The organism is Microbulbifer mixtoriginis (SeqCode), from assembly GCF_052466765.1.
The window spans coordinates 973,914-988,619 of the sequence record NZ_CP174289.1 but is presented as its reverse complement, the minus strand read 5'-3'; the positions used below and the strand labels follow the sequence as shown (position 1 = coordinate 988,619).

Annotated in this window: 13 protein-coding genes; 11 read left to right on the top strand and 2 right to left on the bottom strand. The window is 56.9% G+C overall.

Annotated elements, in window-relative coordinates; translation table 11 throughout:
- Positions 1-111 precede the first annotated feature (111 nt).
- The 11 genes from accD (at position 112) to ACJJIV_RS04320 (ending at position 12,365) form a co-directional block, all read left to right on the top strand.
- Positions 112-966, top strand: a complete 855-nt coding sequence (gene accD, locus ACJJIV_RS04370) for an acetyl-CoA carboxylase, carboxyltransferase subunit beta (protein WP_252085167.1) — start codon at positions 112-114, stop codon at positions 964-966.
- A gap of 83 nt (positions 967-1,049) precedes the next feature.
- Positions 1,050-2,321 carry a bifunctional tetrahydrofolate synthase/dihydrofolate synthase gene (gene folC, locus ACJJIV_RS04365; protein WP_444890878.1) on the top strand — a complete coding sequence of 424 codons (1,272 nt, stop codon included), beginning with the start codon at positions 1,050-1,052 and terminating at the stop codon, positions 2,319-2,321.
- Complete coding sequence (locus tag ACJJIV_RS04360; protein WP_444890877.1) at positions 2,302-2,961, top strand: SPOR domain-containing protein; 660 nt, start codon at positions 2,302-2,304, stop codon at positions 2,959-2,961. Before folC ends, ACJJIV_RS04360 begins: the two co-directional genes overlap by 20 nt.
- Positions 2,962-3,326: 365 nt before the next feature.
- Positions 3,327-3,821 (top strand): CvpA family protein, encoded by a 495-nt coding sequence (locus ACJJIV_RS04355; protein ID WP_252085170.1) that lies wholly within the window; start codon positions 3,327-3,329, stop codon positions 3,819-3,821.
- A 42-nt stretch (positions 3,822-3,863) separates the two neighbouring features.
- The gene (gene purF, locus ACJJIV_RS04350) at positions 3,864-5,351 is read left to right on the top strand and encodes an amidophosphoribosyltransferase (RefSeq protein WP_444885603.1); all 1,488 of its coding nucleotides are present in this window, start codon (positions 3,864-3,866) and stop codon (positions 5,349-5,351) included.
- A 102-nt stretch (positions 5,352-5,453) separates the two neighbouring features.
- A complete protein-coding gene (locus ACJJIV_RS04345; protein ID WP_444890876.1) occupies positions 5,454-6,635 on the top strand; it encodes an O-succinylhomoserine sulfhydrylase in 1,182 nt (393 codons plus the stop codon).
- Positions 6,636-6,813: 178 nt separating this feature from the next.
- Positions 6,814-7,725, top strand: coding sequence for an AAA family ATPase (locus ACJJIV_RS04340; RefSeq protein ID WP_444885921.1), 912 nt, complete (start codon positions 6,814-6,816; stop codon positions 7,723-7,725).
- A gap of 4 nt (positions 7,726-7,729) precedes the next feature.
- The gene (locus ACJJIV_RS04335) at positions 7,730-8,731 is read left to right on the top strand and encodes a DUF58 domain-containing protein (RefSeq protein WP_444890875.1); all 1,002 of its coding nucleotides are present in this window, start codon (positions 7,730-7,732) and stop codon (positions 8,729-8,731) included.
- On the top strand, positions 8,731-10,755 hold the full coding sequence (locus ACJJIV_RS04330; protein ID WP_444890874.1) for a transglutaminase TgpA family protein: 2,025 nt from the start codon (positions 8,731-8,733) through the stop codon (positions 10,753-10,755). The genes ACJJIV_RS04335 and ACJJIV_RS04330 overlap by 1 nt, the downstream gene beginning before the upstream one ends.
- A gap of 24 nt (positions 10,756-10,779) precedes the next feature.
- Positions 10,780-12,000: an MFS transporter gene (locus tag ACJJIV_RS04325; protein ID WP_444890873.1), complete on the top strand. Its 1,221-nt coding sequence runs from the start codon at positions 10,780-10,782 to the stop codon at positions 11,998-12,000.
- Between the two features lie 71 nt (positions 12,001-12,071).
- The gene (locus ACJJIV_RS04320; RefSeq protein WP_444890872.1) at positions 12,072-12,365 is read left to right on the top strand and encodes a DUF3175 domain-containing protein; all 294 of its coding nucleotides are present in this window, start codon (positions 12,072-12,074) and stop codon (positions 12,363-12,365) included.
- A gap of 35 nt (positions 12,366-12,400) precedes the next feature.
- Here ACJJIV_RS04320 and sppA read toward each other — a convergent pair whose 3' ends face one another.
- Together sppA and ACJJIV_RS04310 are read right to left on the bottom strand one after the other, a co-directional pair.
- Positions 12,401-14,269, bottom strand: a complete 1,869-nt coding sequence (sppA, locus tag ACJJIV_RS04315; protein ID WP_444890871.1) for a signal peptide peptidase SppA — start codon at positions 14,267-14,269, stop codon at positions 12,401-12,403.
- 83 nt (positions 14,270-14,352) lie between these two features.
- Complete coding sequence (locus ACJJIV_RS04310) at positions 14,353-14,700, bottom strand: DUF2069 domain-containing protein (RefSeq protein ID WP_444890870.1); 348 nt, start codon at positions 14,698-14,700, stop codon at positions 14,353-14,355.
- Positions 14,701-14,706: the final 6 nt, after the last annotated feature.

Sequence of the window (14,706 nt, the reverse complement as noted above, 5' to 3'; positions counted from 1 at the left end):
GGCTGATCTGGCTCAGTTTGATGTTCAGCTTAGTGTTTTAATTCGTAGCCTGAAACTCACCGGTCGGTAAAATGCACCGGCCTACAGAAAGCATCCGGATTTGGAAACGAGATGAGCTGGTTAGAAAAAATTGTTCCCGCGGTAATTCGCACCGAGCGACGTGCCGGCAGCAGCAAGGTCCCAGAGGGGGTATGGAAGAAGTGTGTCAAATGTGACGCCATGCTTTACCGCCCGGAGCTGGAGCGCAACCTGGATGTGTGCCCCAAGTGCGACCACCATTTGCGCATCGGCGCCCGCCGTCGCCTGGATATATTCCTCGATGAAGATGGACGCGAAGAGCTGGCTACCGATGTGTTGCCAGTGGATCGCCTGAAGTTTAAAGACGTCAAAAAGTACAAAGACCGTCTTTTGCAAGCACAAAAATCCACTGGCGAAAAAGATGCACTGATCGCCATGCAAGGCACCCTGAATGGAGAGCCCTTGGTAGCGGTGGCCTTCGAATTTGCCTTCCACGGCGGCTCCATGGGCTATGTGGTGGGTGAACGCTTTACCCGCGCGGCTCAACGCGCTTTGGAACAGCGTATTCCGCTGGTGTGCTTTTCTGCCACCGGTGGGGCGCGTATGCAGGAGGCCCTGATCTCTTTGATGCAGATGGCCAAGACCTCGGCGGTGTTGGAAAAAATGAAGATGGCGGGAGTACCCTATATCTCCATTATGACCGACCCTGTGTACGGCGGCGTTTCAGCCTCTTTGGCCCTGCTGGGCGATATCAATGCGGCCGAGCCAGGTGCGCGTGCCGGATTTGCCGGCCCCAATATTATCGAGCAGACCATCCGCCAGAAGTTGCCCAAGGGCTTCCAGCGCAGTGAATTTCTACTGGAACATGGCGCCATCGATATGATTATTCCACGCAAGGATATGCGTACCACCGTCTCGCGCTTATTGGGTAAACTGAGCGGTAATTAATTATTTCCCAATTCCCCGGAGGTCCTTAAGAGCAGTCAGTAAGAACGCCTGGCTGCTGCCTCCCACCAGCGATCTATCCAATTATGTCCTCACTACAAGATTGGCTCACCCGCCTGGAGCGGTTGCACCCCTCTGAAATCGAGCTCGGTCTTGAGCGTGTCTCTTCGGTTGCAGCTGCCCTGGGGGTACAAAAACCCGCCCCTACGGTGATTACCGTGGCTGGAACCAATGGCAAGGGCTCCTGCGTAGCGACTATGGAGGCACTCTTGTGCCGCGCCGGCTACTCCGTCGGCGCTTATAGTTCTCCACACCTATTGCGTTTTAATGAGCGGATACGTATCAATGGCGAGGAGGTATCGGATCAGCAGTTGGTGGAGTCCTTTGTCGCGGTGGAGGCTGCTCGCGGGGCGACCAGCCTTACCTATTTTGAGTTCACTACCCTGGCTGCACTGTGGTTATACCAGCGCGCGGGGGTGCAATATGCTTTGCTGGAAGTCGGTCTCGGTGGTCGGTTGGATGCAGTCAACTTGGTGGATGCCGACTTGGCGGTTATTACCAGCGTGGCAGTAGATCACGAGGATTGGCTTGGTAGCGATCGGGAAGTCATCGGCCGCGAGAAAGCGGGCATCCTGCGTCCCGGGGCTCCTTTTGTCTGTGCAGATAGCTCTCCACCCCAATCTGTGCTGTCTGCGTCAGAAAAGCAGGCCAGTTCCAGTTATTTTATCGGCCAGGATTTCAGTATCACTTCGAGTGGTGAGAGTGAGATTTATCACTTTGACGATTTGGTTCTGTCAATACCGGATATCACTTTGCCGCGCCCCAGTATTGCTGCTGCGCTTACCGCGCTGACGCTTCTGGATGCGCTACCCCAGGAGGGAGTAGAGGCTGCCTTGGCCCAAATAGCCCTGCCAGGGCGCTGTCAGCAAGTCTACTGGCGTGAGCGAAATCTGCTGTTGGATGTGGGGCATAATCCGGCGGCGGCTGAACACTTGGCTACTTGGTTGAAGGACAATCCGGTGGAGGGGAAGACCCACGCCTTGATTGCGGCGATGGAAGATAAAGATCTCGTCGGTCTATTCGCTCCTCTGCGTAAGTTGGTAGACCGTTGGCACCCGGCCTTGCTGCCGGAAAATGGTCGTGCCGCAGAGGGTGAGGCACTGTGCACCGGTCTGCTAGAAGCTGGGGTAGATGAGACGAATGTGGATCGTCGCTGTCCAATAGTGGCTGAAGGGTTGCGGCAACTGCTGCCAACCCTCAATCCACAGGATAGGTTGCTTGTATATGGATCCTTCTTTACTGTGGCGGAAGTTCTGCAGCAGATGCGAGACGAGGGTAATGGAGAATTGCGAGGATAAGGCCTCCCGCAGAGGGCGGCTGAACGACGGCTTTAAACAGCGTATTGTCGGTGCGCTGGTGCTGATTGCGCTCGCCGTGATTTTCCTGCCAAGTCTACTGGACCGGGAGTCAAAGGGGCATATCAGCGAGGTAAGCCAGATCCCGGCAGAGCCGGATATCAGCCCTATTGAGATTGCTCAGCCGGAGCCTGTTGCCGGTGTGGCGCCAGCACCGGAGGCTGGGGAAATTTTTCAGCCGGAAGTACCCGAGAAGTTCTCTAACCCCGCAGAGGGTGCGGCAAAATTTGCTGTCTCCGATACACAGCCGGGGAAGGGAAAAGATACAAATGATTCCACTTCATCAGTGGAAGTTGATACTGCCAAGCAGGCGGCATCGCCATTGGTTGATGATCAGGGGCAGCCGACGGCCTGGGTGGTTCAGGTGGCCTCCTACAAAGATGATTCCCGTGCACAGCAGCTGCGCATGCGTTTGATGGATGAGGGGTATCGCGCGTACACCCGCGCTGTGGAAACGGATAAGGGGCGCTTTGTGCGGGTCTTTGTAGGGCCGAAAGTGAATAAAGCCGACGCACAGACTATTAAGCGGGAGCTGGACGCACTACTGCAGGCGCAAACCCTGGTGCTTCGCTTCAAAGCTTGAGGTTTCTGTGGCTTGCGGCGGGTTGGCACTTTGGTAAAGAGGGTGTGCCGGTCTGGTCACCAAAGTAGCGGCAACCTATCCAGCTTGTGCCAGTATTTCGCGGATGGCTGGGATATTGGCTGGGCTTCTTTCACTTCTTGCTCTGGTTGTTTGCCCCGTGGCTGTCCTCACGCAGAGGCACGTCTAAAGGGCAATTCATCTGCGCTTTTTTTTGCATAAATCCACTGCCGTAAGGTGATTAATCTACGGAGTTTTGCAGTTTGGAAAGGAAATTCCAATCGATTCGTCTACGGCTTCACGCGCTTAGTCCCTTAAGTTAGAATGCGCGCTCTTCGCGGCAGCAGCCGCCACGCAGGTAGGGTTGAATGAATTGGGCTGACTGGACCATTCTGGCTATTGTGGGTATCTCCACACTTATCGGCCTTAGTCGAGGTTTCGTGCGCGAAACCCTGTCACTGCTCACCTGGATTGCCGCTTTTGTGGTCGCGATGATGTTTCGCGAACAGCTGGCGCCACTGCTTTCAAACCTTGTCGACACCCCATCCCTCCAGGCGATTGCCGCCTTCGCCATTCTGTTCTTCGGAACGCTCCTGGCTGGGGCGCTTTTGAATATGATGCTCTCCGCTTTTGTTGAGGCCACTGGCTTATCGGGTACCGATAGGGTACTGGGCATGGTGTTTGGTCTGGCGCGTGGGGCCATTGTGGTGATGGCACTGCTGATTCTGGCCCCGGCACTGGTGCCGGTGGAGCAGGATAGTTGGTGGAGTGAGTCGGTGTTAATCCCCCATTTCCTCGAATTTGAGGGCAGTGCGCGGGAGCTGGCCAAGTCTGTGAAGGACTATTTCGTAGAGTTATTTTAATCGGGCGCTAGCGCCGCTTTTTCGATCAATAGGGTCAAATATATGTGTGGTATCGTCGGTATCGTCGGTAAGAGTGATGTCAATCTGCAGCTCTATGATGGGCTCACTCTGTTGCAGCACAGGGGGCAGGATGCTGCGGGCATCGTGACCTGTGACGATGATCGCCTGAACCAGCAAAAAGCCAACGGTCTGGTGCGCGATGTGTTCCGCGCGCGCCATATGGAGCGCCTGAAAGGTAACTTTGGTATCGGCCATGTGCGCTACCCCACTGCGGGCAGTTCCGGTCCTGCCCTGGCGCAGCCTTTCTATGTGAACTCTCCCTATGGCATTGCCATGGCACACAATGGCAATCTCACCAATGTGCGGGATGTGGTTGAAGAGATCTTCCAGCAGGATCTGCGCCACATTAATACGGATTCCGACTCCGAAGTGCTGCTCAATGTATTCGCCCATGAGCTGCATAAGTTACATAAGCTGCAGCCTAAGGCTGAAGATATCTTCACTGCCATGCGCGGTGTGCACAAACGTGTGCGCGGCGCCTATGCCTGTGTGGCCCTGATTGTGGGTTACGGTATCGTCGCCTTCCGCGATCCCAACGGTATTCGCCCGCTGGTTTACGGTAAGCGTGAGACCGAGAAAGGCACCGAGTATATGGTGGCCTCTGAGTCTGTTGCCCTGGATGTACTGGGTTACACCCTGGTGCGCGATGTGGCCCCCGGTGAAGCGCTGTATATCGAGCTGGACGGTACTGTGCACTCTGAGCAGTGCGCGGAAAACCCGACCCTGACCCCCTGCATTTTTGAACATGTGTACTTCGCCCGCCCGGATTCCATTATGGATGGCGTTTCCGTACACAAGGCGCGTTTGCGTCAGGGTGAGCACCTGGCAGATAAGATTCTGCGCCTGCGCCCCGACCACGATATCGACGTAGTGATCCCCATTCCCGATTCCGCCCGCACCGCCGGCCAGACTGTGGCACACCGGCTGGGGGTGAAATTCCGTGAAGGGATGGTGAAGAACCGCTATATCGGTCGTACCTTTATCATGCCTGGGCAGAAACAGCGTAAGAAATCGGTGCGCCAAAAGCTGAATGCCATCGAGCTGGAATTCCGCGGTAAGAATGTGCTGTTAGTGGATGACTCCATTGTGCGCGGTACCACTTGTAAGCAGATCATTCAGATGGCTCGCGATGCGGGTGCCGCGAAAGTCTATTTCGCCAGCGCGGCGCCAGCGGTGAAGTACCCCAACGTGTATGGTATTGATATGCCGTCTGCCAGTGAGCTGGTTGCGCACGACCGCACGACTGAAGAGATCTGTGAAGAAATCGGTGCAGACTGGTTGATTTACCAAGACTTGGAAGACTTGGTCGTAAGTTCCAGCGGAGGTAAGCAGAAAATCGATCAGTTCGACTGCTCCGTTTTCGACGGTAACTATATTACCGGCGATGTTGACGAAGATTACCTCGATAGCCTTCACGCGGCGCGCAACGACGAGGCCAAGCACAAGAAGGCCGACACCAGCACTCTGTAAGTTATCTCCGGCGGCGCTCTGTTCACGGCAGAAGAGGGCGCCATGCACGACTGTTTCGGTTAATATGACCGCTTCCAAAAAATACTGACTAGGAAGCGGTATATGTTTGAAGACGACGGTTACGCTCTGGAAACTCTGGCCGTTCGCGCCGGGCAGGTCCGCTCGGAAGAGGGCGAGCACTCCGAAGCCCTCTATCTCACCTCCAGTTACGTATTCCCCTCTGCTGCAGAAGCCGCTGCGCGCTTTACCGGCGAGAGTGTCGGCAACGTTTACTCTCGCTACACCAACCCCACCGTTCGTATGTTCGAGCAGCGCATCGCCGCACTCGAAGGTGGCGAGGCTGCGGTAGCCACGGCCAGTGGTATGGCCGTGATCCTCAGTATTTGTATGGCGCTGCTGAAAAGTGGCGACCGGGTGATTTGCTCTCGCAGTGTGTTTGGTACCACCACCGCGCTGTTTGGCCGCTATATGGAAAAATTCGGCGTGCGTGTGAGCTATGTGGATCTCACCGATATGGATGCCTGGAAGCAGGCGGTGGATGGCTCCACCAAGCTGCTGTTTATGGAAACCCCTTCCAACCCCCTGTGTGAAGTGGCGGATATCCGCGCGCTGGCGGAGGTGGCCCACAGCGCCGGCGCTCTATTGGTGGTGGATAACTGTTTCTGTACTCCGGCCCTGCAGCGCCCACTGGCGCTTGGCGCCGATATCGTGGTGCACTCCGCAACCAAATTCCTCGATGGCCAGGGGCGCGCCCTGGGCGGTGTCGCCGTGGGTCGCAAAGAGGTTATGGATGAGCTGGTGGTGTTCCTGCGCACTGCCGGCCCCAGTATGAGCCCGTTTAACGCCTGGATTTTCCTTAAAGGCTTGGAAACGCTCAAGCTGCGTATGCAGGCCCACTGCACCAACGCCCTGGACCTGGCCTGGTGGCTTGATGAACAGGAGATGGTGGAAAAGGTCAACTACACCGGCCTGCCCAAACACCCCCAGCACCGCTTGGCCCGCGAACAACAGGATGCCTTTGGTGCGGTGTTGAGCTTTTCCGTGCGCGGTGGTCGCGAGGAAGCCTGGAAGGTGATTGACAACTGTAAAATCCTGTCTTGCACCGCCAACCTCGGCGATGCCAAGAGCACTATCGTACACCCGGCTACTACCACCCACGGGCGTCTCAGTGATGAGGACAAAGCCCGCGCGGGCATCACCGAAAACCTGATTCGTATTTCCGTCGGATTGGAGAATGCAGAAGACCTGAAGCGCGATCTGATGCGGGGGCTGTCTTTGTTGTAGGCGCTTTGCAGGGCCTTTGCTTAAACCAGGGCACTCCCTGTCTTCCTATGATTAATAGCGGGTGCCAAATTCGATTTTTGCGAGTTTGGCACCATAGCACCCGCCCCACAGCGTTGGCGGGTGCTTACACCGGGCCGCTCCTTGGCCTGAGAAAAAAATGAGCAGTAATGGATTTGCCGTGCAAAAAATAGTTTCCGCCATCGTTTCCGATATTGGCAGTGTTTTGCTGGGAAAAGAGCGTCAGGTGAAGTTGGCCTTGGCCTGCCTTTTGTCAAAAGGTCACCTGTTGATTGAAGACCTGCCAGGTATGGGCAAGACCACCCTGGCCCATGCTCTGGCGCAGGTGTTCGGTCTCTCCTATAAACGCGTGCAATTTACCAGCGATATGCTGCCGGCGGATATTCTCGGTGTATCAATTTTTGAGCGGGAATCCGGGCAGTTTCATTTTCATGAGGGGCCGGTTTTCAGCCAGCTACTGCTGGCCGATGAGATCAATCGTTCCTCTCCCAAAACTCAGAGTGCTTTGCTTGAGGCAATGGAGGAGCGCCAGGTCAGTGTCGACGGCGAAACCCGCGCGTTGCCACAGCCTTTCTTTGTGATTGCCACCCAGAACCCACTGCAGCAGTCCGGTACTTTTGCCCTGCCGGAGTCACAACTGGACCGATTCCTGATGCGCATCAGCCTAGGTTACCCCAACCGCGAAGCTGAGCGGGCCCTGTATTTAGGCGCTGATCCCCGCCAACAGCTGGCCAAGCTAAAGCCGCGTATCGATCTCGCTACTCTGAAAAAAATGCAAAGTCTGGTGGGGCAGGTGAAGGCCTCTGACAGTCTGCTCGATTATTTAGAGCGTTTGGTGCTGCATACCCGCCAGAGCCCAGATTGTGCGGTGGGTTTATCGCCCCGAGGGGCACTGGCGCTGCTGCGTGCTGCCAAGGCCTGGGCGCTGATTCATAATCGCGGCCATGTCCTGCCGGAAGATATCCAGGCGGTGCTGCCCTCGGTGGCTGGGCACCGTTTGCAGAGTGATGGCGGCAATGGCGATCAGCTGGTAGAGCGCCTTATGCGCCAGGTGGATATTATCGCGGCCTAAACAGATGAGTGTGATCCGCGACCTTCCCCGACAGGCTTCCAGTACAAGCTCGCGAAATTTTTTTCGCAGGCTGGGTGAGCGCTGGCTCAGCCGACGAGCGCCTCGCTCACGGGACATCACCCTAAATCACAGCCGCCTATTTATCCTGCCCACCCGCGCGGGGCTTGGTTATTTATTGATAACCGCTTTGCTTTGGCTGCTGGCCACCAATTACGAGAACAATCTGGTTTTTGCCCTGACCTTTTTGCTGATCAGTGTCTTCGTTATCTTGCCTGTGCATACCTTCGCCAATTTGAGTGGACTGCGCCTGCAATTGCTGGGCACTGAAGCGGCCTTTGCCGGCGATTTCGCCGAGGCACATATTAATCTGAGCCGAGCGGACAAACGCCAACGGGAGTGGATACAAATTTGTTGGCCACCGGAAGAGGGCGCATATGTGGATCTCTGTGAGGAGCCCTCGGCGGACTTCCGTATTGCGCTGCCAGCCCTGCAGCGGGGGCGAATTCAGGCGCCGCGCTTAAGAGTCGAGAGCCGCTTTCCACTGGGGCTGTTTCGCTGCTGGAGCCGCATCGACCTGGATGTTGAATTCCTGGTGTGTCCGCGACCACTCGCCGCTGGCCCCCTGCCGTTGGGAAAGGCCCAGGCAGAGGGTACATCCGGCCAGGTACGTCGCGGCGGGGATGATTATGCCTCTCTCAAACCCTACCAGCCCGGTGATTCCTTGCGCCATTTGGCTTGGAAGCAATATGCCGCCGGTCGCGATCTCTATAGCAAGGAGTATGAGAGCCGCACCGATACCCGTCTCTGGCTCGACTGGGAGTTGTTGGATGGGCGCGATGTAGAGACCCGCCTGAGCAACCTGTGTGATTGGGTCTTGCAGGCGGAGAAGCAGGGAATTGCCTATGGCCTGCGCATCCCCGGCACTACTTTGCCGCCCTCTCTCGGCACCGAGCACCAGCAGCGAGTGTTGTCAGCGCTGGCCCTGTTTCCCAAGTGGGGTGGCTGATGGCGAGCAACCGGGATCTATTGCCGCGCGAAAGCCTACTGTGGATTTTCGCTGCGCAGTTTGTCGCCCTGCTACCACAGCTGAGCCAGTTGCCACTGTGGATTGGTTTTGCCTGGGCGTTTGCGGTCTATTGGCGCTTGGAGGTCTTTCGCGGGCGCCGTGATCTGCCGGGGCGCGCCCTCAAACTATTGGTGATTGCGCTTACAGTGGCGGGTTTGGCGCAAACCTACCAGCGTTGGTTTGCACTGGAGCCGATGGTGGCGCTGCTGGCTCTGTCCTTTACCCTGAAAAACCTGGAATTAGTCAGCCGCCGCGATGCCTTTGTCAGTTTGTTGCTGGCCTATTTTGTTGCCGCGACCCTGTTTGTGCGTGAGCAATCGATTCCCTATGCCCTCTACGGATTGATCGCGACCCTGGTGATTACCGCTGCACTGGCAGCACAGCTGGGAAGCTTCAGTGCGCGGCCGCGTCGGGCCTTGGGGCTCTCCTTAAGATTGTTGGCGCAGGCTACACCCTTGATGCTGCTGCTGTTTGTGGTTATGCCGCGCCTGGGCCCTCTGTGGAATGTGCCCCAGGATACTTCTGCCGGCCGCACTGGTGTGAGTGACTCTATGGCACCGGGTGATTTCACCCGTTTATCCAAATCCGCCAAGCCGGCACTGCGTATCTCTTTCGATGGACCCATACCGCCGCCGGAGCAACGTTATTGGCGAGGGCTGGTGTACTCCGAATTCGATGGGCGTACCTGGCGGCAGGGTTTTGGTGTGGACCCGCGCAATGGTGGCCGGGTGTACTGGAATAGTGGAGAGCGCCCACTGCCACAAGTCGGTCCACGCTACCGCTACCAGGTGATCCAGGAGGCGAGCCGCAGCCCTTGGTTGTTCGCCCTGGCAAGACCCGCCTCGGACAGTGCGGGAGTGGGAGAAACCACGGATGACCGGTTGGTAAAACGTTCCCCGGTATATAGTCGCTTTGCCTATGAGGTGCGTTCCTGGCCCCAAGATTCCCAGGTTATTCAGTCCACACTCAGCGGTGCCGAGCGCCGTCGCAATTTGCAGCTACCGGCAGATGGAAACTTGCGCATCCGAGACTGGGTGGAGCGCCTGCGCCGCCGGGGGTTGAGCGGTGAGGAGATCTCGTCACAGTTACTGGCCCTCTACAATCGCGAATTCACTTATACCTTGAGCCCACCGGCACTCGGCAGAGACAGTGTGGATGAATTCCTGTTTGACAGCCAAAAGGGATTCTGTGAGCACTTTGCCGGCAGCTATGTTTTTGCCATGCGCGCCGCCGGAGTGCCGGCACGGGTAGTAGCGGGTTACCAGGGTGGCGAGTGGGTGAGTGGTGAGGAGTACCTGCTGGTGCGCGAGTACGACGCCCATGCGTGGGCCGAGATCTGGCTCGATGGACGCGGCTGGCAGAGGGTGGACCCCACTGCTGCGGTTGCCCCGGAGCGGGTCCGGGATGGTCTGGAGAGCGCTGCCGGGGAGGAGTTTATGCGGGATTCGCTACTGCCGGTGCACCGCTTCGATATTCTGGTGAAGCTGCGCCTGCAATGGGACATGATCAATTACCGCTGGTATCAGACCGTGATTAGTTTTGATAGTGAGAAGCAGCGGGACACCTTGCAGCGCCTGGTGGGAGAGCTCTCCCCCCTGCGGATGGCCCTTTTTTTTGCCACACCGGTGGCGGTTGTACTATTTGGCATTCTTCTGTGGACCCGTTTTACTGGGCGAGGACGAAAACAGCCTGTGGTAGAGCGCCTCTATGCGGTTTTCTGTAAGCGCATGGCTCGGGCAGGTATCAAACGGCGACCCGGTGAGGCGCCGCGGGACTTCGCCGAACGTATCGCACTGGAGAGTCCCCCATTGGCAGAGTTTTCCGGGCGTGCGACAGACGCCTTTGAGCGTGCCGCTTATGGCGGGGATAAAGAAGCATTGAATGAGCTGCGCCGACTACTGCGCTGGCGCTTGGGGCTCTCTTTTGGGGTGTCGGTACGTAAAAACCGGCTGACGGGTCATTAACTCTTGGAAAGTCTATCGCGTAAGATGCCTCATAGGCTGCAAAAATTTCTGCTGGGCTACAGTGGCACTTCCCTGGCTACCGGGCTGCAGGTGATTCTCCTGCCCTGGATTGCGCTCACCGTGGTGGATTTGCCGGCTCTGCAACTGGGCTGGGTGCAGGCTTCGGTGCTTTTGCCCAATCTGGTGTTCCTGCTGTTCGGCGGTGCCCTGGCCGACCGCCGTGATCCGGCCACTGTCTCCGCACTGGCTTGCATTGGTCTGGTCCTCTGCCACACAACTCTGCTGCTGGTTTACCTCCTGTCCATGATCTCCCTGCCGATATTGATGCTCTACGGTATTTGCCTTGGGATTTGTAGCGCTTTCCTGCAACCGGCGCGGGACAATCTGGTACAGCGCAGTGCACGCCAAGGCGGTGGGCAAACCTCCGAGCGACGGGTGCAGAAAACTGTGACCTGGATGATGTTGGCCCAATACGGTGGTCAGGCTGTGGGGATGTTGCTGGCGAGCCGCTTCGAACACTGGGGGCTGCAAGCCCTGCTGTTAGTACAGATAGGGGTATTGCTGTTGGCGGCAACAGCCTTGATTAGTCTGCGCGCGAGTGGGGCCAGCCGCATGACTAAGGAAAAAATCACCCACAGCCTGATTCTCGATGGCTTATCCCAGGCCTGGCGGCACCCAGTACTGCGTGAGTTGACCGCGTTGATGGCCTTTAATGGGTTTGTGCATATCGGTGTTTTTCTGGTGGTACTGCCGCTGCTGGCGGAGGATTACGGTCGCGGCGCCGGTTATTACGCCACGCTGCAACTGGCCTTCGTAGCTGGTACCGTAATTGCTACGGTGACTATGTTGCGCCGTGGCCAGGGGGCTGAACCTGGTCGCGGTATTCTTATGTGCCTGCTCTATAGCGCAGCGCTGTTGATTGCCATCAGCCTCGGTCCTACGAAGTTTGGCCTAATCCTGCTGTGTCTGTGTTGGGGGGCGGTGGCGGCGGCTTCCGCTGGCCTCGGTCGCGGCATAGTACAGTTGCTCGCCCCAGCGGAATACCGCAGCCGCATCATCTCCATTTATCAGTTTGCGCTGTTTGGCTCCGCCGCTCTTGGGGCACTGGCCGCTGGAGTCTTGAGTGAATACGCTGCCCCCCTGACCACCTTGCTGTGGGCGGGGATTTTAAGTCTGCTCGCCTTTGCCCTGGTGGCTTTAAGTGGTGCCCTGCGCCGGGTCAAAATCACTGACAGCGAGGTCTGAGTTGCTTCGTGCGACCAACATAGACGCCGCCACCATATAGTTAGGTGGGTCAGCCAAGAGTGGAGGTATTGGTGAGTCCCGCCAAAAAGGCCAATTGGTCGGAAGAGGTCACGCGCCACAGTCATGCCCTGGATTTGAGTGAGGGCCTCTTTAGCCTGGAGGACCCGAAAGCGATCGCACAGGGATTGAAAGCGGCTGCGGAATCCAGCCAGCGGCGCAAGTCTGACTCCTATCGCTCCGCTATGTCTATGCTGACGTTCTATATCAACCGGGCGGGACAGAGGCTGCCGGCGAAAAGGCGGCGACTACTGGAACAGGCCAAGGAAGAATTGCGCGGGCTTTACGGGCGTCCGCGCCGGCATTGAGCCGGCGGCGGAATGTGGTGTTGAGATGAAAAACTTTAGGGCGCTTGGCAGGGCAGGCAGCGCACATAGAGGGCGCGCGGGTCGCGATAACTCTGCAGCTCGGCGATTGGCGCCAATACCGGCTGCACGCTGTTTAGCCAGGCGCCGAGTGGCAGATTGGCTTCAAGGCTCGCGGCAATTTTCGCGTCTACATTGTCGCTCAAAGCGCGCAGGAATTTTTCGCCGGGGCTCAGTTCACGCTGGATCTCTACTACGTCGTATTCTTCGATTTCAGCAAGCTGCGCGGCGTCGGCGATGGCGTCGCTGAGATTGCCGAGATCGTCTACCAATCCTAATTTCTTGGCGGCGCGGCCGGTCCATACCTGCCCCTGGGCAATTTTGTGCACCTCTTTGGGAGTGCTGCCGCGGGCTTCGGCGACAATACGCAGGAAGCGTGCATAGGTGTTATCCACCCCTTGCTGCAGAATGCTGGCTGCTGCTGGCGACAGGGCGCGATCCAGGCGCATACTGCCGGCCAGGTCCGAGGTACCTACGCCATCGGTGTAAACACCGATATGCTCGAGGGAGTTCTCAAACGTTGGGAAGGCGCCAAATACACCGATAGAGCCGGTGAGCGTGGCCGGGGAGGCCCAGATGCGATCGCCGCCAGTAGCGATCCAGTAGCCACCGGAAGCGGCGAGACTGCCCATGGAAATCACCACTGGAATTTTTGCTGCGCGGGTAGCCAGCAACTCCTGGCGAATGGCCTCGGAGGCAAAGGCGGAGCCGCCGCCGCTGTCGATACGCAGTACCAGGGCATCCACTTCTTTTTCTCGGGCGCGTTGGATTAATTTGCCGAGACTTTCACTGCCGATGCGACCGGCAGGTGCCTGGCCGTCGACAATAGAACCACTGGCGGTAATCAGACCAATTTTCTTGGACTCCCGGATAGGCTTGGCTGCCTCGGCAAGTTTATGGCTGCGCAAGTAGGCGAGGGCGTCAATAAACTTGTACTCGCGCTTTTTACTATCATCTTCGCCGATGCTCTTTTTCAGCTCCTCCATTGCCTCAATGCGGCTGGCGAGCTGGTCCACCAGTTTATTGGCTAGTGCGGCTTCGGCCCAACTGCCCTGATGCTGCTGCAGTTTTTGTGGCAACTCGTTGATAAACAGGTCGATGCTCTCGGCGGGCAGGTTACGCAGGCCGGTTACCTGCTCGCTGTATTCTCCCCAGAGTTCATTCAGCCAGCGCTGGTTGTTTTCACGCGAGGCAGGGGACATATCGTCACGGGTGTAGGGCTCGATAAAGTCTTTGTAATCACCCACGCGGAACACATGGAAGTTGACTTTGAGTTTCTCCAGGGCGCTCTTGTAATAGTTGCGATAAACACCGAAGCCGGTGAGCATCACTGAGCCCATAGGATTGAGGTAGACCTTATCTGCGTGGCTGGCGAGAAAGTACTGGGGTTGCGTGAAGTTGTCACCCACAGCGTAAATAGGTTTGTCCGCAGCTTTAAAGCGTTGCAGAGCCGCGCCTATTTCATCGAGCTTGCTGAGACTGCCACCCAACATGTGGTCCAGCTCTAGCACTAGTGAGGAGATACGCTTATCCGTGGCGGCATTGTCGATAGCGTCTACCAGATCTTTGACGCGTATCTCTGCGGGGCCGCGGTTGCCGCCCAGGAAAATCGGTAAAGTGGCGGGCTGGGCCAGTTCATCCACAAGAAAGCCATGGGGCGCTACGCGCAGGGCCGCGCCCTGTGGAACCACTAAACGCTCGTCCTTGCTGAAAATGGCGATACCTAGAAACAGCAAAATCAGCAGGAAGACGATATTGGTGAATACTCGTCGTAACCAAGTGATGGAGCCGCCAATCGCAGCTAAAAAGCCTCGGGCAAACCCTTTTTTCTGGGGTGAATCAGTCAAACCTCAAAACTCCTCAGTGCGTGGAAAGCGCATGTTTCCACGCCTTTGTGTCTGGAACCATTGGCGGAAATTCCGTCATGGGGTTACTGCATGCGATGCCAGCGACTGCTCATCATTGCAGAAAAGAATAGGATAAGGCTCAAAACCATCATTACGCCATCCTCCCAGCCTCGTGTAGGCATCATTACGTCGACAATGCTGGTGGTAATGTACAAAAGCAGAATAAAACAGAGCCAGAGATAACTGCGATAACGTTGCTTGATCAAGCCCGGCAGCACCAGCAGTAACGGTACTGTCTGAATCAGCCAAAGGGAGAGAGAGCCCCCCTCGACAAACAGGTTCCGCACCACAAACAGCACCAACAGGCCGATATAGCAAAACCAATTGATACGGAGCGCAATGTGTAGTTTGCGCTGAATAGTGTCGTTCACGTTGAA

Excerpts from the sequence above, each read along its gene's own strand:
- accD (WP_252085167.1), top strand. The coding sequence starts at position 112 with ATGAGCTGGTTAGAAAAAATTGTTCCCGCGGTAATTCGCACCGAGCGA.
- folC (WP_444890878.1), top strand. The coding sequence starts at position 1,050 with ATGTCCTCACTACAAGATTGGCTCACCCGCCTGGAGCGGTTGCACCCC.
- ACJJIV_RS04360 (WP_444890877.1), top strand. The coding sequence starts at position 2,302 with ATGGAGAATTGCGAGGATAAGGCCTCCCGCAGAGGGCGGCTGAACGAC.
- ACJJIV_RS04355 (WP_252085170.1), top strand. The coding sequence starts at position 3,327 with ATGAATTGGGCTGACTGGACCATTCTGGCTATTGTGGGTATCTCCACA.
- purF (WP_444885603.1), top strand. The coding sequence starts at position 3,864 with ATGTGTGGTATCGTCGGTATCGTCGGTAAGAGTGATGTCAATCTGCAG.
- ACJJIV_RS04345 (WP_444890876.1), top strand. The coding sequence starts at position 5,454 with ATGTTTGAAGACGACGGTTACGCTCTGGAAACTCTGGCCGTTCGCGCC.
- ACJJIV_RS04335 (WP_444890875.1), top strand. The coding sequence starts at position 7,730 with ATGAGTGTGATCCGCGACCTTCCCCGACAGGCTTCCAGTACAAGCTCG.
- ACJJIV_RS04330 (WP_444890874.1), top strand. The coding sequence starts at position 8,731 with ATGGCGAGCAACCGGGATCTATTGCCGCGCGAAAGCCTACTGTGGATT.
- ACJJIV_RS04325 (WP_444890873.1), top strand. The coding sequence starts at position 10,780 with ATGCCTCATAGGCTGCAAAAATTTCTGCTGGGCTACAGTGGCACTTCC.